The sequence below is a fragment of the Rhizobium sp. BK661 genome, from assembly GCF_024808825.1.
Classification (GTDB): Bacteria; Pseudomonadota; Alphaproteobacteria; order Rhizobiales; family Rhizobiaceae; genus Rhizobium.
The window spans coordinates 266858-290240 of record NZ_JANTYT010000005.1; the positions used below are offsets into that span (position 1 = coordinate 266858).

Below are 23383 nucleotides of genomic sequence, written 5' to 3' on the forward strand. Positions count from 1 at the left end.
GCGCACATGCCGATCCTGTCCCGCTCCCTGCGCGTTTCCGCTGCCTTTGCCGTCGTCATCCTGGCGGGGCTGACGCATGGCGTTTTCGCCCAGACGGTCGACAACGTCGTGACGCGGCCGCTCTCGACCGCCCCGGAGACACTGAAAACAGGACGGCCCCAGGCAGACGGCACTGGTCCATCGACCGGCGTCGGGGTCTTTGACCGCATGGGCGCCAAGCTGCCCGATCTGCCGCCGGAAAAGGACTATAAGGGACAGGTTGACGAGGCCTACGGAGCCTATCAGCGTGGCTACTATCTGACGGCGATGGAAAGAGCTCTGCCGCGCGCCCAGCTTGGCGATCCGGCCGCGCAGACGCTGATGGGTGAACTCCTGGCGGACGGCCTGGGTGTCAAGCGCGACATGAAGAACGCGGCTTTCTGGTACAGCAAGGGTGCGGAAGGCGGCGACCCTGCGGCGATGTTCAAGTATTCGCTGATGCTGATCGAGGGGCGGTTCGTCAAACGCGACAAGGCCAAGGCCGACGAATATATGCACAAGGCGGCCGACGCCGGAAATTCGTCTGCACAGTTCAATTGGGGCCAGATCCTGACGGCCGACAATCCGGGTGACAAGGGACTGAAGCTCGCGCTGCCGTACTACGAGAGGGCTGCCGAACAGGGCATCGCCGACGCGCAGTATGCGGTGGCCGAGATTTACGCCTCGCTGCCCGACCTGCCGGACGAAAAGAAGCAGCTGGCGCGCGAATGGATGGCGCGCGCTGCGCATGCGGGCTACGACACCGCCCAGGTCGATCTTGGCATCTGGTTGGTCAACGGCCAGAATGGGCCGCGCGATTTCGTCAAGGGTTTCCAATGGTTGCGGCTTGCGGCCAATCGCGGCAACGTGGTGGCTCAAAACAAGCTGGCGCACCTCTACATCAACGCCCTCGGTACCAAGCCGGACCCGGTCGAGGCCGCGAAATGGTATGTGCTATCGCGTCGCGCCGGCCTGCCTGACCCGGCCCTCGAAGATTTCTACCTCGGCATCGAGGAAGACCAGCAGAAGGCGGCCATCGATGCCGCCAACAAGTTCCGCCGGTTCCAATAATTTAGAAGAGGGCGTCTGCGAAGAGGTCTTCGATCAGATTGCCCGTGAGGTCCTGATCACGCAGCAGAAGTTTTGAACGTCCGACGGCCCGGGCCGCCGGCATTGCTCAGGCCAGATAGCCACCGTCGATCGTCAGGCCGGCGCCGGTGATGAAGGAAGCTTCCGGGCTTGCAAGGTAGGCCACGAAGCTTGCGATTTCTCGATCCTCCCCGAGGCGGCCGAGTGCCATCAAGCCCTTCAACATGTCGTTTGAGTGCGGGTCAGGATTCATGTCGGTTTCTGTGGGGCCGGGCTGGATGGCGTTGACGGTGATGCCTCGCGGACCGAGATCGCGTGCGAGGCCACGTGTCATGGCGGCGACAGCGCCTTTGGTCATGCTGTAAACGGCGGATGTCGGAAAGCCGCTGCGCTCGGCAACCACGCTACCGATGTTTATGACGCGGCCGCCGGTTTGCATGTATTTTGCCGCCGCCTGCGTGCCGGCAAAGACCGCTCTGACGTTGACTGCAAACATACGATCGAAGTCCTCAAGCGGGAAATCTTCCAGGCTATTCAGCAACAGAATTCCTGCATTGTTCACGAGAATGTCGAGCGTGCCGAAATGGTCGACGGCCGTGTCGATGGCCCTTTGCACCGCCGCCGCGTCCGCGCTGTCGGCGTGAATTGCAAATGCCCTGCCGCCCTTCGCCTTGATTTCACTGACGATCGCCTCGGCCTTGTCTTTCGAGTTGGCAAAGGTGAAGGCGACCGAGGCGCCATCCGCAGCCAGTCTCCGCACGATCGCCGCGCCGATGCCGCGCGAGCCGCCTGTCACGATTGCGACTTTTCCTTCAAGTGGTTTGGTCATCTTGTTTTTCTCCTTATTGGACTGTTTAGTCTAGAATCGAACATGGGAAGTCATCCTTCTTCGATTGATCTGTTATCGTAAGCTGCGGATAGCGAGACCGGCGATGGCGCGCAGCGTTTCGGTGCTGGCACCGTTGCGGGCGCTGACCTTCATGCCGGAGAGAGTAGCACCAAGGAACTGGGTGGCGGCCTCTGGGTCAATTTCGGTGGACAGCTGCCCTTTCGTCCGGCTGTCCAGGAGGAGCGCATGGATTGCCTTGCCCAGCACGGTGGAGGCGCTGTCGGTCAGAAGCGACACCTCGGTATCGGTCCGGCCGAACTCGCAAATCGCGCTGACACCAAGGCAGCCTTTCGACGCCTCCGATGTTGGTCTCGATGCAAAGGCAAAGAGGGCGCCCTCCAGCGCGTCAAGCGGCTGGTCGCTGTCCTGCATGTCGGCGATGATCTGCTGAATGCTGGCGGTATTGTAGCGTTTCAGAGCCTGCAGATAGAGGCTGCGCTTGTCGCCGAACGTATCGTACATGCTCTGGCGGCTGATCTTCATCGCTGACAGCAGCGCGTCTGTGGAGCTTCCCTCATAGCCATGCTGAGCGAAGACGCCGATCGCGGCGTCGAGAGCCTTGTCCTTTTCGAATTCCTTGTGTCTTGCCATGACGTACAAATAGCGATTTTAGATCGTTCTGTCCAGAATATTATTGCGGTCATTTGTGCGAGTGAAGGGCGGCGCGGCGGTCTCCTCTTGAAATTTTCCCTATTTTGTGGTCTTGAGGCCGCCAATCTTATAAGCGCTGCCCTATCTGGCGATCAGGGACCCACCCCGCCCTGACAGCGCGTACCGTATTATCGCTCAAGGAAAAGTGCTCACATGGCTCGTTCAGCTCTCCTCAATGTCATGGTTCAGGCTGCCATCAAGGCAGGCAAATCGCTGGGGCGTGATTTCGGGGAAGTACAGAACCTGCAGGTTTCGGTGAAGGGCCCGGGTGACTTCGTCTCCAATGCCGACCGCAAGGCGGAGAAGATCGTCAAGGACGAGCTCCTGAAGGCGCGCCCCACCTACGGCTTTCTCGGCGAGGAGAGCGAGGAGATCAAGGGCACGGACGGCGCGCATCGCTGGATCGTCGATCCGCTCGACGGCACGACCAACTTCCTGCACGGCATTCCAATGTTTGCAGTCTCGATCGCGCTCGAGCGCAACAATGAGATCGTCGCCGGCGTCGTCTTCAATCCTGCAACCGACGAACTCTATACCGCCGAGCGCGGCGGTGGCGCCTTCCTGAACGATCGCCGGCTGCGCGTCGGCGCTCGGCGCGTGCTTTCGGACTCCGTCATTGCCTGCGGTGTCCCTCATCTCGGTCGCGGCAATCACGGCAAGTTCCTCGTTGAGCTTCGCCACGTGATGGGTGAAGTTGCCGGCATTCGCCGCATGGGCGCGGCGTCGCTGGATCTTGCCTACGTGGCGGCGGGTCGCTTCGACGGTTACTGGGAAACGGGGCTGTCGGCCTGGGATATTGCGGCGGGCATCCTCCTTATCCGCGAAGCCGGTGGCTATGTCTCGGATTGGGATGGCGGTTCGTCCATTCTCGAAACCGGTTCGGTTGTCGCGGGCAACGAATATATCCAGAAGGCACTACTTGAAGTAGCCAAGCGTCCGGTTCCCGCACGGTAAATCGCTGTTGTAAAGACACGGTTTTCGTTCCCGCATACTTCAATTCGGCGCAATGTTGCTCTAGTCTCCGGCTGAAATGAATCCGGAGGCTGCGGAACCTATGGAAAATGTGAATGTGGCGGAGTTCGGCTCGACCGAAAAAACCACGGGCAATTACAGCTATAAACTTTCCAGTCCGATGCCGTTTCTTTGGACGATGGTGTTGTTTCTGATCATCGTCGGGTTCATTGCCGCCATTCTATTCCGGCAAGCCCAGACTGCCTTCATGCACAATCCCGGCCTCAACGGTTTGATCCTCGGGGTCTTGGCCGTCGGCATCATCCTGGTTTTCAGCCATGTGCTGTCGCTCAGGCCGGAAGTGCGGTGGTTCAATTCATTCCGTGCTGCGGGCAGCGCCGACAAGGTCGGCCGCAACCCGAAGCTGCTCGCGCCGATGCGGACTCTGATTGGCAACCGCAGCGCTTCGGCAGGCATTTCGACCGCGGCATTCCGCTCCATTCTCGATTCCATTGCCAACCGTCTCGATGAATCGCGCGACGTGTCGCGCTATCTGATCGGCCTCCTGGTGTTCCTCGGTCTGCTCGGCACCTTTTGGGGTCTTATCGGTACGATCGGCTCGATCAGTTCGGTCATTCAGACGCTTGACGCGGGTTCGAATGGTTCGACCGATGTTCTCGGTGCACTGAAGGAAGGGCTGTCGATGCCGCTTTCCGGCATGGGCCAGGCGTTCTCGTCTTCGCTGCTTGGTCTGTCCGGCTCGCTCATCCTGGGTTTCCTCGATCTGCAGGCAGGCCGTGCGCAGAACCGCTTCTACATGGAACTGGAGAACTGGCTTTCGTCGGTGACAGATGTCGGCTCGGATGTGGCCATGCCCGCGATCAGTCCCAACTCGGCAGTCTCGCCGGACGACGTTCGCGCGCTTTCCGAATATATGCGCAGGATCTCGGAAGAGGGCAGCGGCGGCACGCAGAGGTCGGTCGCGGCAATGGCGAACCTTGCCGAAGGCATTCAGGGTTTGGTCAAGAACATGCGAAATGAGCAGCAAATGCTGCGTGACTGGATCGAGGCCCAGCAAGACGAGACGAAAGCGATGCGTCGCACTCTCGATCGCCTAGCCGAGCGGATCGGCGCCCAAGAAAAGCACGGTTCGAGCGAACGCTCTCAACGCGTGCCGCAAACCGAAAAGACCGAGGGCAAGTAACCCATGGCTCTCGCCCGCAATCGTCGCCCTCAGCGCGTGATAGACTATTGGCCAGGTTTCGTCGATGCATTGTCGACGCTGCTGATCTCCATCATGTTCGTGCTGACCGTGTTCGTGGTCGGCCAGTATATCCTGAGTCGTGAAATCTCCGGCCGGGACGAGGTTCTCAACCGTCTGAACAGCCAGATCAACGAGTTGACGCAGCTTCTGGCGCTGGAGAAGGGAAGCAATCAGGATCTTGAGGACAGTGTCGCCAATCTGCAGGCGGCCCTGTCGTCGGCTGAAGGTGAGCGATCGCGGTTGAAAGCGCTGCTTGATGCCGGCTCGGGCGGCCAGAGCGCTGCGGAAGCGCGTGTCGGTAATCTGACAAAAGAGCTCGACGAACAGAAGCAGATGAGCGACCGGGCGATGAGCCAGGTCGAGTTGCTGAACCAGCAGATTGCTGCCCTGCGTAGCCAGATCGCCGCCATTGAAGCCGCGCTGCAGGCCTCCGAGCAGAAGGACCAGAGCTCGCAGACGAAGATCGCGGATCTTGGCCGTCGCCTGAACGTCGCGCTCGCGCAACGCGTGCAGGAGCTCAACCGCTACCGCTCCGATTTCTTTGGGCGCCTGCGCGAAATTCTGTCCGATCGCGAAAACATCAGGATCGTCGGTGACCGGTTCGTCTTCCAGTCGGAAGTACTGTTTCCTTCCGGCGGCGCGGACCTCAATCCGGATGGGCAGGTCGAGATGGAAAAGCTTGCGACCGCGCTTCTCGACGTCGCCAAGGAAATCCCGCCCGAGATCAACTGGGTGCTGCGTGTCGACGGGCATACCGACAACGTCCCGCTCGCCGGCACCGGTCGTTATGGCGACAACTGGCAGCTGTCGTCCGCGCGTGCGATCTCGGTCGTCAAGTTCCTGATCTCCCGCGGCGTGCCGGCCGACCGTCTCGTCGCCGCCGGTTTCGGCGAGTTCCAGCCGATCACGCCAGGCGATACGCCGGAGGCGCGCGCCACCAACCGTCGTATCGAGCTGAAGCTGACCGAAAAGTAGGTTTATGCGACGCCCGTTCGAACGTTCGCGAGGCGATCGAGGAGAAAGCCACGCACAGCGGGGCTGTCGCTGAGGCCGATTGCCGAGAGATAGGCGGTCTCCGCTTCCCGATAGTTCCTGACTTCCGTCAGCAGATGCGCGCGAACGGCCCAATAGGGTTGATAGGCTTTGATTTCCTTTGCGTCCATGCTGGCCAGGCAATCCAGTCCGGCTTGGGCACCTTTGGTGCGGCTGAGGACGGCAGCACGGCTGACGCGGGCGCCGACCGTCGGCTGCATCATCAGCAGGGCATCATAGAAGGTTAGGAGAGCATCCCAATTCGTCGTGCCGGTCAGACGACGCGCAGTATGTACGGACTGAATGGCGGCCATGCATTGGAACGGACCGAAGCGGTTGACCGCACCTGCCTTGCGGAGCAGCGCATCAGCTTCGGCAAGCATGATCGCATTCCAGCGGTCCGTCGACTGTTGTTCCAGCGCGACGTAGTCACCCTCGGCATTACGCCGCGCGGCCCGCCGACCTTCGCAATAGAGCATCAAGGCAAGCAACCCGATAACCTCCGGTTCGTCGGGAAGCATCGAAAGCAGCGCGCGGCAGAGCCAGATGGCTTCACTGGAAAGTGCACTGCGACCGCCATCGGCACCATCGAGATCGTCCCAACCAAGCCCGTAGGCGGCGTAGATTGCAGAGAGCACGGCGGACAGACGCTCGGGCAGCGAGCGTCGATCGGGTATCGCAAATCCAATGCCGATATCGCGAATGTTCGCCTTGGCCCGGACCAACCTCTGCCCCATTGCAGCAGGAGAAACGACGAAGGCCTGCGCGATGGCTTTTGCGTCAATACCTAGCACGACTTGCAGCATCAGCGGGGTGTGGATGCTCTTATCGATTTGCGGATGGGTGCAGACGAAAAGCAGCTTCAGGCGGTCGTCCGGAAATGCATCGGCAGCAGCGTCGTTCATCCTCGCCTCCGCCTCCTCGAAGGCCAGGGCGATGGTCGGGCGAGCATTTTCCTGGACACTTCGGTGGCGCGCCCCCTGCATGAGATTGCGCCGCGCGGCGACCAGCAGCCACGCCTCCGGCCTGTCGGGAATGCCGCGCTCCGGCCAGACCCGCAGGGCATCGACGAGCGCTTGCGACAGCGCATCCTCGGCGGCCGGCAAATCACGGGAGCGGGCCGCCAGAAAGGCAACCAACTTGCCATAGGATTGGCGCGCCACCCTTTCGGCGGCGCGCTCGGCTTCGGCGGTCATGCCCACCTCACATTTGAAGGCGAGGGCGCACCTCGACCGAGCCTTCTGCGGAGACCGGAACACGGGTCGCCCATTCGAGCGCCGTGTCGAAATCCGGAACGTCGATCAGATAGAAGCCACCCAATTGTTCCTTACCTTCGGGATAGGGGCCGTCCTGGACATCGTGGTCCTCGCCCTTGCGTCGCACCACCGTGCCGGTTTCGGGTGCGGTCAGCCCGGCGCCGCCGGTCATGATGCCGGCCTGAATCAGAGCCTGCGTGTAGGCGATCCAGCCGTCGCGATAGGTGGGATCGGTGCGGCGGGCAAAATCCCGCGATGATTCACGAACGATGAGCGCATATTGCATGTGGCGTTCCTCCAGATTCGTTGCGTTGACCGGCGTGCAGGCATCTAAGAACCAAAACTGAAAAGCTGCAACGTTCGGGGATCGGCGGAAGACCGTTCCGATACAATGAGACGTGACATCAGCCCATTTCGACATCCGGCCAAAAAAATCTCGGTGACAAGAAAGTGGCGTTGTCGCCAAGCGGGGCTCCGCGTAGGCTCGCGGAGATTTGGGGGAGAATGCTTTTGATTGAATGCGATGTGCTGGTCATCGGCGCGGGACTTGCCGGCTTGGTGGCGGCGGCGGAAGCGGCGGATCGCGGGCGGAAGGTCTGCATCGTTGAACAGGAAGGCGAACAAAGCCTCGGCGGGCAGGCCTTCTGGTCGTTGGGCGGATTGTTTTTCGTCGACAGCCCGGAACAGCGGCTGATGGGGATCCGTGACAGCCTTGGCCTGGCACGCCAGGATTGGATGGGGTCAGCGTCGTTTGACCGGCCGGAAGACTATTGGCCGCGCCGCTGGGCGGAAGCCTATCTCGAATTTGCCGCAAGCGAAAAGCGTTCGTGGCTTCATCAGCACGGCATGCGCTGGTTCCCGGTCGTCGGCTGGGCCGAGCGGGGAGGCGGGTTGGCGCATGGCCACGGAAATTCCGTGCCACGCTTCCATGTGACGTGGGGAACCGGGCCTGCTGTGCTTGCACCATTTGTCCGTCGGGTGCGTGAAGCGGAAGCGAAGGGTCTTTTGACGCTTTTGTTCCGGCATCAGGTGGATGATCTCCTTGTTCAGGACGGCATTGTCTGCGGCGCCCGCGGCACCGTCCTTCAGTCCGACGCCTCCGTGCGAGGGCGGGAGACGAACCGCATTTTTTCGGGGCTCTTCGAGGTTCGGGCCGATGTGACGATCGTCACATCAGGAGGTATCGGGGGTAATCACGACGCGGTGCGCCGGAGATGGCCGGTCGAGCGGCTGGGGCGGCCCCCGGCCGATATGGTCGCTGGCGTGCCTGCCCATGTGGATGGTCGAATGATCGAGATCTCCGAACGCGCAGGTGGCCGCGAGATCAATTCGGACCGGATGTGGCACTATACGGAGGGGCTGAAGAACTGGGATCCCATCTGGCGCAATCACGGGATACGTATCCTGCCGGGTCCGTCCTCCTTCTGGTGTGATGCCAATGGGAACCGCTTTGATGCGCCTGCCATGCCCGGCTTCGATACGCTGGCGACGCTCAAAGCCATCTGCGCGACTGGGCATGACTACAGCTGGTTCATCCTCACCAAGGCGATCATCAAGAAGGAGTTTGCCCTTTCTGGTTCCGAGCAGAATCCTGACATTACGGGTAAGGACATTCGCCTGCTTCTCAAGCGGTTGGGCAAGGAGCCGCCAGGGCCGGTCCAGGCGTTCATGGATAGGGGCGAGGATTTCATCGTTCGCGACACGCTCGAAGCGCTTGTTGATGGCATGAACGGACTGACCGGCGAGAAGCGTGTGGACGCGAGCCGCCTCAGGACGCAGATCGAGGCGCGTGACCGGGAGATCGCCAATGCCTTTTCCAAGGACGCCCAGGTCACCGCCATCCGCGGTGCGCGACGATATCTGGGGGACAAGCTGATGCGGACGGCGAAGCCGCACGCGCTGCTTGACCCGCGGGCTGGGCCGCTCATTGCCGTGCGACTGCACATCCTGACACGCAAGTCGCTGGGTGGTCTGGAGACGGATCTATCCGCGCGCGTGATCGGCCATGGCGGCGATCCGGTTCCAGGGCTTTATGCCGCGGGCGAAGTAGCAGGTTTTGGTGGTGGAGGTATGCACGGATACAATGCGCTCGAGGGAACTTTCCTCGGCGGTTGCATCTTTTCCGGCAGGGTCGCCGGACGAGCAGTGTAGAGGCGGCGCTTTTAGCGCCGCCTGATGGGTCAGGCCTCAGCCTTCGTCGTGTCGACGACTTCTGCGCCGGGAGAATTCTTCTTGATGGATTCGATGGCGCTCAGCGCCGATGCCTTGGCCTTATAGCCTTCGGAGCCGAACATGGATTCGCCGTTCGGCGCTTTGAAACGGAAACGGAACTCGCCAGCCTTGTCCTTGTAAACTTCGAACTTATACATCGATTTTTCTCCCGGAATCAGGATGTTGTCCTATCTACAGCCGCAGCGTAGAACAAAAAACGCAACTATTCCATCGGGATATTTGCGCGCTCTGCAACCGACGCGACTGACGGGTCTGAAAAGGAAATCGCTGGTATCACGGCTTGAAGATCGAGAAGACCGACGAGAACTTGTTAATCAGGTATGGCGCGAAAAGCACGAGGCCGGAATAGAAGAAATTCGCCGCCTTCGTCATGTCGGGTATCTCGTTGACGCTGGCAAAGCGATAAAGGCAGGCAAGGCCGAAGCCGACGTATAACATCAGTATCGCGACGGTTCCGACAAGGGCGATGAAACGGCTCGAACTCGCTTTCATCATCGTGACGGTTAGTGGGAGCTGCCCGGCGGCGAGGGGGATGCCAGCGGCGTCGATGGGGGTTCCGGCTGCGTCAGTTTTCGTCAACTCGACTTCCTCAGACAGGGCGTCGGTCAGCGACCAATCGTGGGCCTCCCGGAGCGAGCGGTAGCACAGCAGCATCGATATCACCACGGCGATGGCGACGAGCACAACCAACATATTGGCAAAGCTTATTAAATTCACCAGAGCCTCCCTCAGAGCGCTGCGACATGAATCTGTCCATGAAACCGAGTGTAATCTTTGCGTGTATTATGTCAATATACGCGCAAAGATTACACGCCGATGCAACCGTCGCAGGCTGCTCGCTGAGAAGGGACGTGTAATTCGATGATCACTTCACGGCGGCAAGAAAGTCGCCGGCGCCAGTTTCGAACTGCAACTTGGCGAGCTTGGCGTAGATGCCCCCATCTCGAATGAGGGTCTGATGCGTTCCCTCTTCGACAACACGGCCCTGATCCATAACGAGAATCCGGTCAACCTTCAGCACGGTGGCGAGGCGATGGGCAATGACAAGCGTCGTGCGCCCGGTCATGAGCCCATCGAGGGCCTTTTGCACAAGTGTTTCGCTTTCGGCGTCCAGCGCCGACGTCGCCTCGTCGAGCAGGAGCACTGGTGCATCTTTCAGAATGGCACGGGCGATCGCGATCCGCTGACGTTGACCGCCGGAGAGCGTGATACCGCGCTCGCCAACTTCCGTGTCATATCCCTTCTCCAGGCGGGCAACGAATTCGTCGGCCTGGGCGGCGATCGCAGCGGCACGCACCTCTTCGCGCGTAGCCTCGGGGCGCCCGAAGGCGATGTTGTCGTGAATAGAAGCCGCAAAGATGGTGACATCCTGCGGCACGATCGCGAGGCGTTTGCGCAGTTCGTCGGGATCGGTGCTCGTCGCTTCGATACCGTCGATCTTCACCGCGCCCTGTTGCGGGTCGTAGAAACGGAGCAGCAGCGAGAAGACTGTACTTTTGCCGGCGCCGGAGGGGCCGACAATCGCAACGGTTTCGCCGGGAGCGACGTCGAAGCTCAGGCCATGCAGCGCGGATCGTTCGGGGCGTGATGGATAGGCGAAGTGCACGTCACTGAACTGCACACGGCCAAGCGCAGGAGCAGGCAGCGCAACAGGCGCGGCCGGCGCCGCGATTGGGGAAACCTCGTCGAGCAGTTCCGTCAGCCGGTCGGCCGCACCCGCGGCCTGCGAAAGCTCGCCCCAGACTTCCGACAGAGCGCCGAGCGAGCCGGCGGCGATAACTGCGTAGAGAAGGAACTGGCCGAGCGTGCCCGCAGAGAGCGTGCCCGCGAGAACGTTGTGGGCTCCGACCCAGAGAACAGCGACGACGCTGCCGAAGATAAGGGTGATGGCGATTCCCGTCAGCAGGGCGCGCGAGCGGATCGCGGCGCGGGCGGCAGCATAGGCCGTTTCGACGGCCGATCCATAACGGTCCGCCGCAGCGTCTTCTCCGCCAAAAGCCTGGACGGTGCGGCTGGCGGCGATGGTCTCGTTGGCGAAGGCGGAGGCATCGGCCAGTGTATCCTGGGCAAAACGCGAGCGTTTCCGCACCGAGCGGCCGAAGCCGACGAGCGGGAAGACGATCAGCGGGATCGCACCGATCACCAGGCTGGACAGCTTTGGAGAGGTCACGATCATCATGCCCATCGCGCCGAGACAGAGGATGAGGTTGCGTAGGGCCACAGAGGCCGTTGCACCGACGGCCGACTTGATCTGCGTCGTATCTGCCGTCAGGCGCGAGACGATCTCGCCCGACTGGTTGACGTCGAAGAACGCCGGCGACAGCCGCGTCACGTGACTGAAGACGTCGCGGCGAAGGTCGGCGACGACGCGCTCGCCAAGCGTGATGACGAAGTAATAGCGAAGGGCGCTCGCAACGGCTAGCACGACCGCCATGATCATCAGCATGAGGAAATAGCTGTTGATGAAGCTGCCATCGGCCTGCGTGAAGCCGTGATCGATCATGCGGCGTACGGCGAGCGGCAGGGCGAGCGAGGTCACGGCCGCAAGCGCAAGCGACGCGAGAGCGCCGGCGACCAGGCCGCGATAGCGCACGACATAGGGCGTCAGCCGGCCTAGCGGCTTCAGCGATCGCGACTTCTTTTCCCCTGCTTGACCCGCGTATGCCAATTCGTCTCCGATCCCCTACAACACCGCTCATCCGCGGCTGATGGCTCTTGTTATCCTGCCGGCCTTCATGTATAGGCAGCCCATCCTAATGGGAAGCCGTAGCCTTTGCGTCTGCGGCTTCATTTATTCAATCGGTCCTCTTGTCGCAACGAATATGCGTCAAATTGGACGTTGCATGGCAGGAAGATTGTTATGAAGGCAGATATCCATCCCGACTATCACACGATCAAGGTAGTCATGACCGACGGCACCGAATACGAAACCCGCTCGACCTGGGGTTCTGAAGGCGCAGTCATGAACCTCGAAATCGACTCCAAGTCGCATCCGGCATGGACTGGTGGCAACCAGCAGCTCATGGACCGCGGCGGCCGCGTTTCCAAGTTCAACAAGCGTTTCGGCGGCCTCGGCCTCTAATCGCTGCCGCTTGGTGGAATTGAAAGAACCCCGCTTCGGCGGGGTTTTTTGTTGCGTGCTTTCTGCCCGCGAGACTGTTTGCTTTCTTGAACCCGCGTTACGGCCTCTTGGAAATCCGTTCGATCCAAGACAAGATCATCCAGCTCCAGCTTTGAAGGGGACTGGGATGGAAAATCACGAGCCGTTTCTAAGAGAAGCGATCGCGCTTTCGAAATCTGCGATGGAACGGGGTGACGAGCCGTTTGGCTCAGTGCTGGTCAAGGACGGGACGGTCATTCTGCGCGCCGAAAACAGCGTATTCACCGGCCGCGACATGACGAACCACGCCGAGTTGAACCTGATCAAGCTCGCTGCGCAGAAGTACGATGCTGCTTTCCTGTCGGATTGCACTCTCTATACCAGCACCGAGCCGTGTGCGATGTGTTCCGGGGCGATCTACTGGTCGGGGATCGGGCGCATGGTGTTTGCGTGCTCCGAGACGCGACTTGGTGAGATTGCCGGGATCGGCCTGAACGTTCCGAGCCGGGCAATATTGGAAACCGGCGCGCGCATCGTCGTCGTCGATGGCCCGAACATCGAAGACGAAGCTGCTGCCGTCCATCAGGAATTCTGGCCAAAGCATCTGGGTAGAGCGTAGCGGCTGAAAGCTCGTGGCGCGCAAAAGACAAACCGGCCGCGCACCACGCAGCCGGTTTCATGAATGCGGTATCGAGGCGGCTTAGTTGTTGCTGAAAGCCGTCTGCAGCAAGCTAAGCTGAGCCTGGACGCTATTCTGGTTGTCAGGAACGATCGGGGCTTCGGCCGGACGGTAGATTTCGCGGTCGAGCAGGGCGACGCGGTTCTGCAGGCGCAGCGAGCGTTCGATCAGATCGCGGAAGGATTCCGGCAGGTCGCCCCAGCCCGGCGCGTTGCGATCGACGTTGAAACCGTCGAGGCGAACCTTGTTCTTCTCGGCCAAAACCTGATCGCGCGACATCTCGCCGTTGTTGACGGCGCGCTGCAAAAGCAGCCAGGACGCCATCTGCATCAGGCGGGTGGTGAGGCGCATCGATTCAGCGGCATAGAGGACGGATGCCATGCGCGGCAGAACCTTCGAGGCTGCGCGGCCCTGGCCATCGAGATAGGCGGCGGTTTCTTCAACCAGCGACATGCCTTCCGAATACAGTGTCTTGAACTGCGAGGATGAGGCAGCGCGACCTGCAAAACTGATCGTGTTCAATCCAAGCTCTGACATTTAAATAGTCCCTGTTGCACGCATCTACTTATGGTCAGGTAACGTCGACCGAAGGCAAAAGGTTCTCCGGCCGCTCTTTATGCTTTTAAGATGGTAGCTTTAGCGGAATTGCGCAAGGCGTTTCTTAAGAAAGGGTTAACTTCCACAGTTTCATGGAAATGGTCCCCAACGCAATAAAAAAGAAGAGCCGCAAAAGCGGCTCTCAAGGTAAAACAGGGAGAAAAATCAGACCAATTCACCGCATGGAAAACTGTCTGAGATCCAGAGAAGATCTGGATGAGTACAGTAATACCTTATAAAGCTTAATCGCGGCTTAAACCTGTCCCGGTTTAGTCCTTTCCGGCGGCATGATTTGCTGCTTTAGCCAACCGGCGATCAGGAGCGGAAGAGGCTTTCGGCCGCTGATCTTGTCGAGGTCTTGCTGGCCACCTCAGCTTCGATTCTCGCGATCTCGGCCTTGAGCAGCTCAATGCGCGATCTCAATTCGTCGACCGAGACGGCGGAAAGATCGCCACCGATCTCATGCGCAACCTTCTTCTGCGGCCGGTCGTCATCGATGAAGCTCATCTCAATCCTCCCTTGTCTGCCTCAGTTATATTTTAGGGCAGGATCGCCGGTTTCGGGAGTCTTGGCGGTTCCGCGGTCGGCAAGCGACATGCTTTCGGGCGTTAGCGTTTGTGAGGTGGCAGTCGAAAGAGTCGTAAACGCGTCGCGGTCGCCGACCGGAACGGCGGCGCGCATGCGGCTGCGGATGATGGCATAGGCGGTGATCAGCACATGGGCGATCGCCGTCACTAGGAAGAGGGCATGCGGGTTGATCATCGACATCACGGGCCCGCCGATGGTCGGGCCGATGATCGTGCCGATGCCGTAAAGGAGCAGCAACCCGCCGGAGACTTTTACGAAGTCCTCTGCGGAGGCAAAGTCGTTCGCGTGCGCAACGGCGATCGGATAGAGCGTGTTGGCAACAGCGCCATAAAGCACGACGAGACCGATAATGAAGTAGGGCGAGTCGGGGTGCAGGATCGCCAGCAGCAGGCCGGCGAGAGCGGCAATCGCCGACATTGCCGCCAAGACATAGCGACGGTCGATACGGTCCGAGAGGCGGCCGGCCGGCAGTTGCATCACGGCGCCGGCGAAGATCGTGGAACTCATCATGATCGCGATACTCGTATCGGACAGGCCAGCGCCAGCACCAAAGACGGCGCCCAGCGTACCGTAGGCGCCGTTGGCGATACCGACGAGGAGAATGCCAAGGCAAGAGACGGGAGAGTTGCGGTAAAGGGCCGGCAGATCGAGCTTGACGGCCTTCAGCGGCTGCGGGGAGGCCGCGGTCGAGAGCGTCGTCGGAAGCATCGCGATGCAGTAGAAGATGCCGCAGATCATGAAGAGCACGGGCGTGCGCACATCCTCCAGCGGAATCATCATCTGGCCGGCCACGACGCCGAAGAGCGTGATGGAGATATAAAGCGAGAAGATCGCGCCGCGGCTTTCGTTGGTGGCGCGCTCGTTCAGCCAACTCTCGATGATCATCGACGTGCCGGCTGTCGCAAAGCCGGTTACGGCGCGCAACAGGACCCACCAGACCGGATGGATGATGATACCGCTTACGAGCGCGATAATCGCGATAATCGCAATGAAGCCGGAGAAGGCGCGAACGTGGCCGACACGGCGCACCAGTTTGGGGGCAACGAGGCAGCCGATGACGAAGCCGGCCGCCCAGGAGGTGCCGAGCAGCCCAAGGGTGGTCGTTGCGTAACCTTCCAGGTTGCCACGCACTGGAAGCAGGATGCCCTGCAAGCCGTTGCCCATGAAGAGAAAGAGCGTCCCGAAAAGAAGTGAGGCGACGGACAGCAGATTTCTTTTCATATACCCAGACTCTATGCGTTGAATGTCAAAGGACATATGGCAACACACGGGTGTCGCCCAGCCTCGAGAAGATTGATTGTGCCCCCAAATGCCTTTACGGCATGAATAAATGCAGTCGTGACGCGAAAAAATGTCGGTCCTGTGACAATCAGAAGAGATGGAAAAATAAAGACATGACCAAGCTGATCGCCCTGCTGCTCATCCTGGCGATGGCGATCCAGTTGATCAAGCCGCTGGGTGTCCCAGGGCTGCGTCGGCGCATGGATTTCTGGAAGATCGCGCTGATCGCCTTCGCAATCTGGGCGCTGGCGCTGATCGGCCGCGACCTCTTCGTCTAATACGCGATTTCGCCGCGCATGACTGGCGCGCAGCTTCCGGAAATCGTGACGTCGGTGACCGTCCCCTCCTGCTTGACCACGTCGATCCCGATGAGGCTGCGGCGTCCCATTTCGACGCCTTGCTCTATGGTCAGCGAAACGCTCATAGTCGCATCCGGCTCCAGCGAAACGAGGTAGGCGCCCAAGGCTGCCGAGGCGCTGCCGGTTGCCGGATCCTCCGGCACGTTGTCGAGCGGCGCAAACATCCGTGCGCGGATCATCCACGGGTTTTCCTGCGAGCGGACGTAGACGAACAGCGAGAAGTCGTGGTTGCCTTCAATGGTCGACCCTGCCGCATCCTGAAAATATGAAAGGTTCGGTCGGGCGCGGCCGAGGGCGGCAAGGTCCGCGAGTTCGGCGACTACGAAACTCAGCCCAACCGATAGGACAACAGGTCCATGCGTGGACACGCGGATTTCGTCTGGTTCGATGGCGATGCAGCGGGCAACGGTGTGCCCCGAGATTGTGTCGCCGACAGCAAGCGGTCTCGGCGCGCGAATGGATGCGGACAGCACCTCGCCACGGTCCCGCTTGAGGTCAACTTCGACGAGTCCCGCCTTCTCCTCGAAGCGCAGCTTGTCTCCGGTGGGCCGACCGAACACCTCGCCCTGCCGCCCAAGCACATAGGCGGTACCAACGTTCGGATGGCCCGCAAAGGGCACCTCCATGGTCGGCGTGAAGATACGGATACAGGCGGTATTGGCGGGATCCTCCGGCGGCAGCACGAAGGTGACTTCCGAATAGCCGAACTCCGCGGCGATGCTCTGCATGTCGGTATCGGTCAGACCACGCGCGTCACTCATGACAGCCAGCGGATTGCCTTCGAAACGGGTGGAGGTGAAAACATCGACGGTCGTGAAGGCAACGGTTTTCATGGCGGCTCCGAACGGGCTGATGCCTTGATCCTTACTTGCGAACGGCTGGCTGCAGAAGCTGGAAACTTGTCGCTGTTACAATAGAAAAACCGGCCGCTTTGGGCGACCGGTTCTGTTTGTCTTGTAAGCCGAGAAGGGCTTAAGCGGCCTGTTCGAGGTCCTTCTTCCAGCTGCCCTTGGCAGCGAGGCTGTTCATCTCGGCGCGGTGGGCGAAGGCACGTTGTCCGGCGGCGACATTCTCCGCCTTGCCACCCCAGGCCTTGAGGGCCGTATCCTGCAGGGCGCGGCCATAGGAGAAGGTGACCGCCCAGGGCAGGTCGTAGCCCGAGTTGATCGCAGATAGATGCGCCGACGCTTCTTCGGTCGACTGGCCGCCGGAGAGGAAGGCAATGCCGGGAACGGCGGAGGGAACGGTGCGCTTCAGAACTTCGACGGTACGCTCGGCGACTTCGGCGACAGACGCCTTGCGGGCGTTCTTGCCGTCGATGACCATGTTCGGCTTCAGGATCATGCCTTCGAGGCTTACACGGGCATCGGCCAGTTCCTCGAAGACGGTGCGCAGCGTCCATTCTGTGACCTCCGCACAGCGGTCGATGTTGTGGTCGCCCGGCTTGCCATCCATCAGGCATTCCGGCTCGACAATCGGAACGATGTTGGCCTGCTGGCAGAGTGCGGCATAGCGGGCAAGCGCGTGCGCATTGGCCTTCATGGAGCCCCAAGTCGGCAGCGAGGAGGAAATTGCGATGACGCCGCGCCACTTGGCGAAGCGAGCGCCGGCTTCATAATACTTCGCCAGGCGATCTGCGAGGCCGTCCAAACCTTCGGTGATGGTTTCGCCGGGATAGGCTGCCATCGGTTTTGCGCCGATATCGACCTTGATGCCCGGAATGCTGTCTGCTGCGCGGATGATGTCAACGAAGGGCGTGCCGTCTGCGGCTTTCTGGTGGAGGGTCTCTTCGTAGAGAATGACGCCGGAAATATACTGACGCATCGCCTCGTCGGTACGGAACAGCATCTCGCGGTAGTCACGGCGGCTCGTTTCTGTCGATTCAAGTCCAATCGTATCGAACCGCTTGCCGATTGTGCTCGTCGATTCATCCGCTGCAAGCAGCCCACGGCCACCAGTTACCATACGCACGGCAATGTCTTCCAAACGTTCGCTCATATCGTTCTCTCCACAGCAAAGAAAAATCGTCAACCGGTGAATATAGGTCGCGGATAACAGAAGTTTATGGTCGGGAAAACGGCAGCAAAATTCTTTGAAACGTTTGAATTTTTTTTAATCGTTTGAAAGTTCGGGCTTTTGTTCTTGCTTTGAGCAAAAGACCGCGGCGCTTCCGCGCCACGGTCTATCTACATGTAAAATCTGTTAAATTCGACTGTTCGGATCATTTGGCCTTGTTGAGGACCGCGACGCCCGGAAGGACTTTCCCTTCCATCCATTCAAGGAAGGCACCACCCGCGGTCGATACATAGCTGAAATCATCGGCAACGCCGGCATGGTTCAGCGCGGAGACCGTATCACCACCACCGGCGACCGAAGTCAGCTTGCCAGCCTTGGTGCGCTCGGCCGCAAACTTCGCTGCCGCGACGGTTGCCTTGTCGAACGGTTCGATCTCGAACGCGCCAAGCGGACCGTTCCAGACGAGCGTATTGGCGCGCTCGATCCAGGCCTTGATCGCCTCGACCGACTTCGGACCGACGTCCAGCACCATCGCGTCGCTGGGGATCGCATCGATCGCGACCGTCTCGTTGGCGGCGTTTGCTTTGAACTCGCGGGCAACAACGCCGTCTTCGGGGAGAATGATGGCGCAGCCCGCCGTGGCCGCTTCGATCATGATCTGCTTTGCGGTGTCGGCAAGGTCGTGCTCGCAGAGCGACTTGCCGACATTCGTGCCACGCGCGGCGATAAAGGTATTTGCCATGCCGCCGCCGATTACCAGCGCGTCGACCCTCTTTACGAGGTTCATCAAGAGATCAATCTTGGTCGAGACCTTAGCGCCGCCGACGATGGCAACGACCGGTCGGGCCGGATTGCCGAGGCCGGTCTCAAGTGCTTCGAGCTCAGCCTGCATGGTGCGGCCGGCATGAGCGGGAAGATGATGGGCGAGGCCTTCCGTCGAGGCGTGCGCACGGTGGGCGGCGGAGAAGGCATCATTGACGTAGATGTCTCCCTGCGCGGCTAGCGCCTTGACGAAATCCGGGTCGTTCTTCTCTTCGCCCTTATGGAAGCGCGTATTTTCCATGAGCAGGATGTCGCCGTTCTTCATCGCCGCAACGGCGTCGCTAGCCACGGCGCCAATGCAGTCGTCGGCGGTCGAGACCGAGTGGTCAAGGACTTCCTCGACGGAGGGCGCGATCAGGGACAGCGAAAGATCTGGCGACGGGCCATCCTTGGGGCGACCGAAATGCGCGAGCAGGATGACCTTGGCGCCCTTCTTCGACAGTTCCAGGATCGTCGGGGCAACACGCTCGATGCGCGTGGTGTCGGTCACTTTGCCGTCTTTGACCGGGACGTTCAGGTCAACGCGAACGAGGACGCGCTTGCCGGCAATGTCGTTGAGGTCGTCGAGGGTCTTGAAGGAAGGCATGGAGAAGTCCGTTCGTTATTGCCCAAAAGATGCGGGGACCATACCAAGGATGACTGGAGACGCAAGGCGGTCATTGCCGCTTTTCATCACCCTTGCCGGACGTCGCTGCGGCGGCTGCTTCACGGTTCTTGCGACCTTTAAAGCGGTCACGGACGCGGTCGATGATGTCATGCAGATTAAGGAAGATCGGCAGGGCGGTGGCGGGCTCGAGAGCCTCGAGCGACATGCCGACCGAAGTGATGTGGTCCTGGTCGTCGAGATCGCGGACGATCAGGATAATGGAGCCGAGGCGCACCCGGTCGGCATAGTCGGCCTTGCCACCGAGACGATGCTTCATCAACTCGGCGATCGTCAGTCCCTTCTCGGATTCGTTCAGCAGTCCAGGGCCATAGGCGGCGTCGAGATCTGCGGCGGGGCGAGCCGGTGAAAGTGCGAAGGCGCCGAAGAAATCCGCATCGTCCTCCTCGACAGGAACTCGGCTGGCAAAGAGCTTGTCGAGCAGCCGCGAATAGGAGGGAACTACGAAGAGATAGACGAGATCGTTTTCGCGCAGCCGTCCGGCATACTGATAGCGCATCGACTTGCCATCTCGGATGACGAGCGAGGGCGTTGCCCAACGCGGGATACGCTCACCGCGCAAGACCGGGCTATCCTTGACGACGCGGTAGGAGAGAAGCTCATGGTTTGCCGCGCCCGGCAGATCTACTTCCACCTTGTCGACGGCACCCATCCGCGGTGGGGTGATGAGCCCGAGCTTCTTGGCAACCGGTTTGATCGTCCACCCCTGTACGAGCAGCGAGACGAGCACGATGATGAAGGCGGTATTGAAATAGACCTGGCCATTCTCCAATCCACCAAGGATGGGCATGATCGCAAGCAGGATCGACACCGCGCCACGCAACCCGACCCATGCGACAAAGCCAATCTCTTGCTGCGTGTAGTCGAAGGGCAGCAGAGACAACCAGATGGCAAGCGGGCGCGCAACGAAGATCAGGAACAGGGCAAGCAGTATCGCTGGAATGGCGATCGACGGAAACTGCGACGGTGTTGCAAGGAGCCCGAGAACGAGGAACATAATGATTTGTGCAAGCCAGGTCATGCCGTCCTGGAAGCGCTTGATGGCGGCATAACCGTGGAGTTTGCGGCTGCCCGCGTAGATGCCGGCAACGTAGACGGCGAGGAAGCCGCTGCCGCCGACTGCGCCTGTCGCTGAAAAGACCAGCAGCGCCAGGGCCAGCACGAAGATCGGTGTCAGGCCGCGATCCGTCTCCAGCCTGCTGACGATCAAAACGATCATCATGCCGCCGAGCAGGCCGAGGATGACGCCGAGGCCCATCTGCTGCACGAACATGGCAAGCATGCCGATGTTGATGCCGTGATACCGTTCGCCGCTAGCAAGAACCTCAACGAGCGCAATAGTCAGGAAGATCGCCATCGGGTCGTTGGAGCCGGATTCCACTTCAAGGGTCGACCGCACTTTGTCGCGGATATTGATGCCGCCGATGCGCAGCAGGAAGAAGACCGCTGCCGCGTCGGTAGAGGCAACGATGGAGCCGAGCAGCAGACCTTCCAGCCACGTAAAGTTCAGCAACCACATGGCGACGACGCCAACCAATGCCGCCGTTATCAGGACACCGACCGAGGCGAGTGTCAGCGAGGGCATGGCGGCGAGCTTGAACGACTGCACTGGCGTTCCAAAGCCGGAGTCGAACAAGATGATCGCGAGCGCGATGGAACCGAGGATATAGGCGAGATAGTTGTTGGTGAATTCGATGCCCAGGCCATCCGTTCCGGCAAGCAATCCGATCGCCAGGAAGAGCAGGAGGAGGGGCGCGCCGAAGCGGAACGCGAGCAGGCTGGAGAACGCGGCGAGGAGCACGAGCGTCGTCGACACCAGTACGACGATATAGAACGCTTCCATGCCTATCCCCTTACCTGCAATTCAATGCAGACCACCCCCGGTCCCGCAGCCCATTCCCAGTCACCCTTTCGTCGTCATCCAAGCTTGCTGCGAGTAAACGGCAAAACAAACGGGATGGGTAGGCCTTGCGGTCGAACCCCTGCTGTTTTGCGGCTTCATGCTGCTGTTTTGGCGTGCCGAACGGCAAAGCTGGATGAGCGCTCACGAAGGAGCTTGAAAGAGTGTATGAGCAAATCGGGCGATAGCAGGGCAGAAGCGGCGCTCGCGCGCTTTTCCTGGCGATCAGTTTCTTGTCGGAAGTGAACCGCGTCGAGGCCTCAGATCAGATGTCGTCGTCCTCATCGCCTTCGTCATCGCCGATGTCGGAAATTGGGACCAGGAAGACGACGAATTCGTCATCGATGGTGCGCTCCGGATCGTCGTCGAACTCGTAGGCGTGCTCGACTTCGCTCGCCTCTTCGGCGGTTGCCTTGCGCAGGCTGAGCGGAGCAACTCCGTCCCAAACCGGCTTGCCTTGAGATTGCAGGACCGTGAGATCCTCCCGGAAATCCTCAGCCTCGAAGAAGGTCTTGGCATCGTCGGCGTCCTCGGAGCGGAAGCTTGCGACTGGTTGTCCATCGATTTCGATCGTAAAGTAGTCCATCAGAATTCCTTCGCCTGCGCACCATCCGCTTGACAGCGACAGTACGGTGATCGAACACCCCGCGCCAGCACTATCCTTTAAGGATAACGATTATCGCGGTCCCATGACCTGCGTGGACGCCAGCAGCGGTTGCCCCTCCGCGATCTGCTTGGAACTGCGACCGCCAACGAGGCTCAAGCTCAACACGCTCGCGATCATACAAACAACAATGATCGTCATGAGAATTTTCATGGGGGACTCGTCGGCAATCCGGCATCTCTTATGCCTGTGACGCTAGCCAGTTTGACGATGGGACGCAAGCGGAAGGACCCACTCGCCACGGCCATCGGACTGGCCATAAGAAAAGCGGCCCGATTGTCCGGGCCGCTTTCCGAGATAATTCGGCAGGGCTGTTAGATGAGCTTCGCGAAAGCGACGGCCGTGTCGGACATGCGGCTGGAGAAGCCCCACTCGTTGTCGTACCAGGACAGGACGCGCACGAAGTTGCCTTCCATGACCTTGGTCTGATCGGTCGCGAAGATCGAGGAGTGGCTGTCGTGGTTGAAGTCGCGGGAAACGAGCGGCTCGTCGGTGTAGCCGAGAATGCCCTTCAGTTTGCCGTTTGCGGCCGCCTTGATCGCTTCGTTGATTTCGCCGACCGTCGTGGCCTTCTTGGCGACGAACTTGAAGTCGACGACCGAGACGTTCGGGGTCGGAACGCGGATCGACGTACCGTCAAGCTTGCCCTTCAGATGCGGCATGACGAGGCCAACGGCCTTGGCTGCGCCCGTCGACGTCGGGATCATGGACAGGGCTGCGGCGCGGGCGCGGTACAGGTCCTTGTGCATGGTGTCGAGCGTCGGCTGGTCGCCGGTGTAGGAGTGGATCGTGGTCATGAAGCCGTGGTCGATGCCGACCGCGTCATCGAGAACCTTCACAACCGGTACGAGGCAGTTCGTCGTGCAGGATGCGTTGGAGATGACCAGGTGCTCCTTGGTGAGCTGGTCGTGGTTGACGCCGAAAACGACGGTCAGGTCAGCACCGTCGGCAGGGGCCGAAACGATGACGCGCTTGGCGCCTGCAGCCAGGTGCAGGGCAGCCTTTTCACGCGAAGTGAAGATGCCGGTGCATTCCATCGCGATGTCGACGCCGAGTTCCTTGTGCGGCAGCGTCGCCGGGTCCTTGATCGCCGTCACCTTGATCGGCTTGCCACCGCCAACAGTGATCGTGTCGCCTTCGACCTTCACCTCGGCTGGGAACTTGCCGTGGATGGAGTCGTAGCGCAGCAGGTGGGCATTGGTCTCGACCGGGCCGAGGTCGTTGATCGCGACGACTTCAATGTCGGTGCGGCCAGATTCGACAATAGCGCGGAGAACGTTGCGGCCGATGCGGCCGAAGCCGTTGATGGCAACCTTTACAGTCATGTGCAT

25 protein-coding genes are annotated in these 23383 nt (G+C 60.4%); 8 read left to right on the forward strand and 17 right to left on the reverse strand.

All coding sequences use genetic code 11. The annotated features are described in order from the left end of the window. The first annotated feature begins 6 nt into the window (after positions 1-6). A complete protein-coding gene (locus tag FHX16_RS13805; protein ID WP_183755746.1) occupies positions 7-1089 on the forward strand; it encodes a tetratricopeptide repeat protein in 1083 nt (360 codons plus the stop codon). A 106-nt stretch (positions 1090-1195) separates the two neighbouring features. Here the strand turns inward: FHX16_RS13805 and FHX16_RS13810 are convergent, their stop codons facing one another. Next, positions 1196-1936 (reverse strand): 3-oxoacyl-ACP reductase family protein, encoded by a 741-nt coding sequence (locus FHX16_RS13810; RefSeq protein WP_183862165.1) that lies wholly within the window; start codon positions 1934-1936, stop codon positions 1196-1198. Positions 1937-2008: 72 nt separating this feature from the next. Beyond that, on the reverse strand, positions 2009-2587 hold the full coding sequence (locus FHX16_RS13815; RefSeq protein ID WP_183862163.1) for a TetR/AcrR family transcriptional regulator: 579 nt from the start codon (positions 2585-2587) through the stop codon (positions 2009-2011). Positions 2588-2800: 213 nt separating this feature from the next. Between FHX16_RS13815 and FHX16_RS13820 the strand changes: the two genes are divergently transcribed. The 3 genes from FHX16_RS13820 to FHX16_RS13830 all read left to right on the forward strand — a co-directional run bounded on the left by FHX16_RS13820 (position 2801) and on the right by FHX16_RS13830 (position 5837). Beyond that, positions 2801-3601: an inositol monophosphatase family protein gene (locus FHX16_RS13820; RefSeq protein WP_183755743.1), complete on the forward strand. Its 801-nt coding sequence runs from the start codon at positions 2801-2803 to the stop codon at positions 3599-3601. 100 nt (positions 3602-3701) lie between these two features. Further along, on the forward strand, positions 3702-4802 hold the full coding sequence (locus FHX16_RS13825; protein WP_183862161.1) for a flagellar motor protein MotA: 1101 nt from the start codon (positions 3702-3704) through the stop codon (positions 4800-4802). A gap of 3 nt (positions 4803-4805) precedes the next feature. Then, positions 4806-5837 (forward strand): peptidoglycan -binding protein, encoded by a 1032-nt coding sequence (locus tag FHX16_RS13830; protein WP_183862160.1) that lies wholly within the window; start codon positions 4806-4808, stop codon positions 5835-5837. A gap of 2 nt (positions 5838-5839) precedes the next feature. On the opposite strand, the gene FHX16_RS13835 is transcribed toward FHX16_RS13830, so the two are convergent. Together FHX16_RS13835 and FHX16_RS13840 are read right to left on the reverse strand one after the other, a co-directional pair. Continuing rightward, the gene (locus tag FHX16_RS13835) at positions 5840-7090 is read right to left on the reverse strand and encodes an RNA polymerase sigma factor (protein ID WP_183862158.1); all 1251 of its coding nucleotides are present in this window, start codon (positions 7088-7090) and stop codon (positions 5840-5842) included. Positions 7091-7097: 7 nt separating this feature from the next. Further along, the gene (locus FHX16_RS13840) at positions 7098-7436 is read right to left on the reverse strand and encodes a YciI family protein (protein WP_016557162.1); all 339 of its coding nucleotides are present in this window, start codon (positions 7434-7436) and stop codon (positions 7098-7100) included. Between the two features lie 218 nt (positions 7437-7654). On the opposite strand from FHX16_RS13840, the gene FHX16_RS13845 reads away from it, so the two are divergent. Next, positions 7655-9301 carry an FAD-binding dehydrogenase gene (locus FHX16_RS13845; protein WP_405049282.1) on the forward strand — a complete coding sequence of 549 codons (1647 nt, stop codon included), beginning with the start codon at positions 7655-7657 and terminating at the stop codon, positions 9299-9301. A gap of 29 nt (positions 9302-9330) precedes the next feature. On the opposite strand, the gene FHX16_RS13850 is transcribed toward FHX16_RS13845, so the two are convergent. The 3 genes from FHX16_RS13850 to FHX16_RS13860 all read right to left on the reverse strand — a co-directional run bounded on the left by FHX16_RS13850 (position 9331) and on the right by FHX16_RS13860 (position 12050). Continuing rightward, positions 9331-9519, reverse strand: coding sequence for a YegP family protein (locus FHX16_RS13850; protein ID WP_007527415.1), 189 nt, complete (start codon positions 9517-9519; stop codon positions 9331-9333). Positions 9520-9655: 136 nt separating this feature from the next. After that, positions 9656-10099 (reverse strand): hypothetical protein, encoded by a 444-nt coding sequence (locus tag FHX16_RS13855; protein ID WP_183755739.1) that lies wholly within the window; start codon positions 10097-10099, stop codon positions 9656-9658. Positions 10100-10247: 148 nt separating this feature from the next. After that, on the reverse strand, positions 10248-12050 hold the full coding sequence (locus tag FHX16_RS13860; RefSeq protein ID WP_259128963.1) for an ABC transporter transmembrane domain-containing protein: 1803 nt from the start codon (positions 12048-12050) through the stop codon (positions 10248-10250). A 192-nt stretch (positions 12051-12242) separates the two neighbouring features. Between FHX16_RS13860 and rpmE the strand changes: the two genes are divergently transcribed. Both rpmE and FHX16_RS13870 read left to right on the forward strand, forming a co-directional pair. Continuing rightward, positions 12243-12464, forward strand: coding sequence for a 50S ribosomal protein L31 (gene rpmE, locus FHX16_RS13865; protein WP_007527409.1), 222 nt, complete (start codon positions 12243-12245; stop codon positions 12462-12464). A gap of 166 nt (positions 12465-12630) precedes the next feature. Then, positions 12631-13101: a nucleoside deaminase gene (locus tag FHX16_RS13870; protein ID WP_183862152.1), complete on the forward strand. Its 471-nt coding sequence runs from the start codon at positions 12631-12633 to the stop codon at positions 13099-13101. 81 nt (positions 13102-13182) lie between these two features. On the opposite strand, the gene FHX16_RS13875 is transcribed toward FHX16_RS13870, so the two are convergent. From FHX16_RS13875 to FHX16_RS13885, 3 genes are all read right to left on the reverse strand, one after another. Next, positions 13183-13698 carry a DUF1465 family protein gene (locus FHX16_RS13875; protein WP_016557168.1) on the reverse strand — a complete coding sequence of 172 codons (516 nt, stop codon included), beginning with the start codon at positions 13696-13698 and terminating at the stop codon, positions 13183-13185. A gap of 375 nt (positions 13699-14073) precedes the next feature. Continuing rightward, positions 14074-14265, reverse strand: coding sequence for a DUF1192 domain-containing protein (locus FHX16_RS13880; protein WP_183862150.1), 192 nt, complete (start codon positions 14263-14265; stop codon positions 14074-14076). 21 nt (positions 14266-14286) lie between these two features. Continuing rightward, positions 14287-15567, reverse strand: coding sequence for an MFS transporter (locus FHX16_RS13885; RefSeq protein WP_183862148.1), 1281 nt, complete (start codon positions 15565-15567; stop codon positions 14287-14289). Positions 15568-15740: 173 nt separating this feature from the next. Here FHX16_RS13885 and FHX16_RS13890 point away from each other — a divergent pair, with 173 nt between their 5' ends. Then, the gene (locus FHX16_RS13890; RefSeq protein ID WP_016557171.1) at positions 15741-15905 is read left to right on the forward strand and encodes a hypothetical protein; all 165 of its coding nucleotides are present in this window, start codon (positions 15741-15743) and stop codon (positions 15903-15905) included. Here FHX16_RS13890 and FHX16_RS13895 read toward each other — a convergent pair. The 7 genes from FHX16_RS13895 to gap all read right to left on the reverse strand — a co-directional run bounded on the left by FHX16_RS13895 (position 15902) and on the right by gap (position 23377). Continuing rightward, entirely contained in the window at positions 15902-16819 is a 918-nt protein-coding gene (locus FHX16_RS13895; RefSeq protein WP_183862146.1) for a PhzF family phenazine biosynthesis protein, read from the reverse strand. The two genes, FHX16_RS13890 and FHX16_RS13895, sit on opposite strands and share 4 nt — an antisense overlap. Positions 16820-16958: 139 nt before the next feature. Beyond that, a complete protein-coding gene (locus tag FHX16_RS13900; protein WP_183862144.1) occupies positions 16959-17984 on the reverse strand; it encodes a class I fructose-bisphosphate aldolase in 1026 nt (341 codons plus the stop codon). A 223-nt stretch (positions 17985-18207) separates the two neighbouring features. Further along, positions 18208-19410, reverse strand: coding sequence for a phosphoglycerate kinase (locus FHX16_RS13905; RefSeq protein ID WP_183862142.1), 1203 nt, complete (start codon positions 19408-19410; stop codon positions 18208-18210). A 70-nt stretch (positions 19411-19480) separates the two neighbouring features. Continuing rightward, positions 19481-21331, reverse strand: coding sequence for a potassium/proton antiporter (locus FHX16_RS13910; protein ID WP_183862140.1), 1851 nt, complete (start codon positions 21329-21331; stop codon positions 19481-19483). Between the two features lie 322 nt (positions 21332-21653). Then, positions 21654-21974, reverse strand: a complete 321-nt coding sequence (locus tag FHX16_RS13915) for a hypothetical protein (protein ID WP_183862138.1) — start codon at positions 21972-21974, stop codon at positions 21654-21656. Positions 21975-22064: 90 nt separating this feature from the next. Continuing rightward, a complete protein-coding gene (locus FHX16_RS13920; RefSeq protein ID WP_183755976.1) occupies positions 22065-22205 on the reverse strand; it encodes a hypothetical protein in 141 nt (46 codons plus the stop codon). Between the two features lie 161 nt (positions 22206-22366). Continuing rightward, complete coding sequence (gap, locus tag FHX16_RS13925; RefSeq protein WP_183862136.1) at positions 22367-23377, reverse strand: type I glyceraldehyde-3-phosphate dehydrogenase; 1011 nt, start codon at positions 23375-23377, stop codon at positions 22367-22369. Between the last annotated feature and the right edge of the window lie 6 nt (positions 23378-23383).

Bases quoted from the DNA above. Each gene is read 5' to 3' on its own strand.
- rpmE (WP_007527409.1), top strand. From the start codon at position 12,243: ATGAAGGCAGATATCCATCCCGACTATCACACGATCAAGGTAGTCATG.
- FHX16_RS13850 (WP_007527415.1), bottom strand. From the start codon at position 9,519: ATGTATAAGTTCGAAGTTTACAAGGACAAGGCTGGCGAGTTCCGTTTC.
- FHX16_RS13920 (WP_183755976.1), bottom strand. From the start codon at position 22,205: ATGAAAATTCTCATGACGATCATTGTTGTTTGTATGATCGCGAGCGTG.
- FHX16_RS13840 (WP_016557162.1), bottom strand. From the start codon at position 7,436: ATGCAATATGCGCTCATCGTTCGTGAATCATCGCGGGATTTTGCCCGC.
- FHX16_RS13915 (WP_183862138.1), bottom strand. From the start codon at position 21,974: ATGGACTACTTTACGATCGAAATCGATGGACAACCAGTCGCAAGCTTC.
- FHX16_RS13880 (WP_183862150.1), bottom strand. From the start codon at position 14,265: ATGAGCTTCATCGATGACGACCGGCCGCAGAAGAAGGTTGCGCATGAG.
- FHX16_RS13825 (WP_183862161.1), top strand. From the start codon at position 3,702: ATGGAAAATGTGAATGTGGCGGAGTTCGGCTCGACCGAAAAAACCACG.
- FHX16_RS13835 (WP_183862158.1), bottom strand. From the start codon at position 7,090: ATGACCGCCGAAGCCGAGCGCGCCGCCGAAAGGGTGGCGCGCCAATCC.
- FHX16_RS13830 (WP_183862160.1), top strand. From the start codon at position 4,806: ATGGCTCTCGCCCGCAATCGTCGCCCTCAGCGCGTGATAGACTATTGG.
- FHX16_RS13875 (WP_016557168.1), bottom strand. From the start codon at position 13,698: ATGTCAGAGCTTGGATTGAACACGATCAGTTTTGCAGGTCGCGCTGCC.
- FHX16_RS13805 (WP_183755746.1), top strand. From the start codon at position 7: ATGCCGATCCTGTCCCGCTCCCTGCGCGTTTCCGCTGCCTTTGCCGTC.
- FHX16_RS13900 (WP_183862144.1), bottom strand. From the start codon at position 17,984: ATGAGCGAACGTTTGGAAGACATTGCCGTGCGTATGGTAACTGGTGGC.
- FHX16_RS13905 (WP_183862142.1), bottom strand. From the start codon at position 19,410: ATGCCTTCCTTCAAGACCCTCGACGACCTCAACGACATTGCCGGCAAG.
- FHX16_RS13895 (WP_183862146.1), bottom strand. From the start codon at position 16,819: ATGAAAACCGTTGCCTTCACGACCGTCGATGTTTTCACCTCCACCCGT.
- FHX16_RS13910 (WP_183862140.1), bottom strand. From the start codon at position 21,331: ATGGAAGCGTTCTATATCGTCGTACTGGTGTCGACGACGCTCGTGCTC.
- FHX16_RS13820 (WP_183755743.1), top strand. From the start codon at position 2,801: ATGGCTCGTTCAGCTCTCCTCAATGTCATGGTTCAGGCTGCCATCAAG.
- gap (WP_183862136.1), bottom strand. From the start codon at position 23,377: ATGACTGTAAAGGTTGCCATCAACGGCTTCGGCCGCATCGGCCGCAAC.
- FHX16_RS13870 (WP_183862152.1), top strand. From the start codon at position 12,631: ATGGAAAATCACGAGCCGTTTCTAAGAGAAGCGATCGCGCTTTCGAAA.
- FHX16_RS13885 (WP_183862148.1), bottom strand. From the start codon at position 15,567: ATGAAAAGAAATCTGCTGTCCGTCGCCTCACTTCTTTTCGGGACGCTC.
- FHX16_RS13815 (WP_183862163.1), bottom strand. From the start codon at position 2,587: ATGGCAAGACACAAGGAATTCGAAAAGGACAAGGCTCTCGACGCCGCG.
- FHX16_RS13845 (WP_405049282.1), top strand. From the start codon at position 7,655: ATGCTTTTGATTGAATGCGATGTGCTGGTCATCGGCGCGGGACTTGCC.
- FHX16_RS13810 (WP_183862165.1), bottom strand. From the start codon at position 1,936: ATGACCAAACCACTTGAAGGAAAAGTCGCAATCGTGACAGGCGGCTCG.
- FHX16_RS13890 (WP_016557171.1), top strand. From the start codon at position 15,741: ATGACCAAGCTGATCGCCCTGCTGCTCATCCTGGCGATGGCGATCCAG.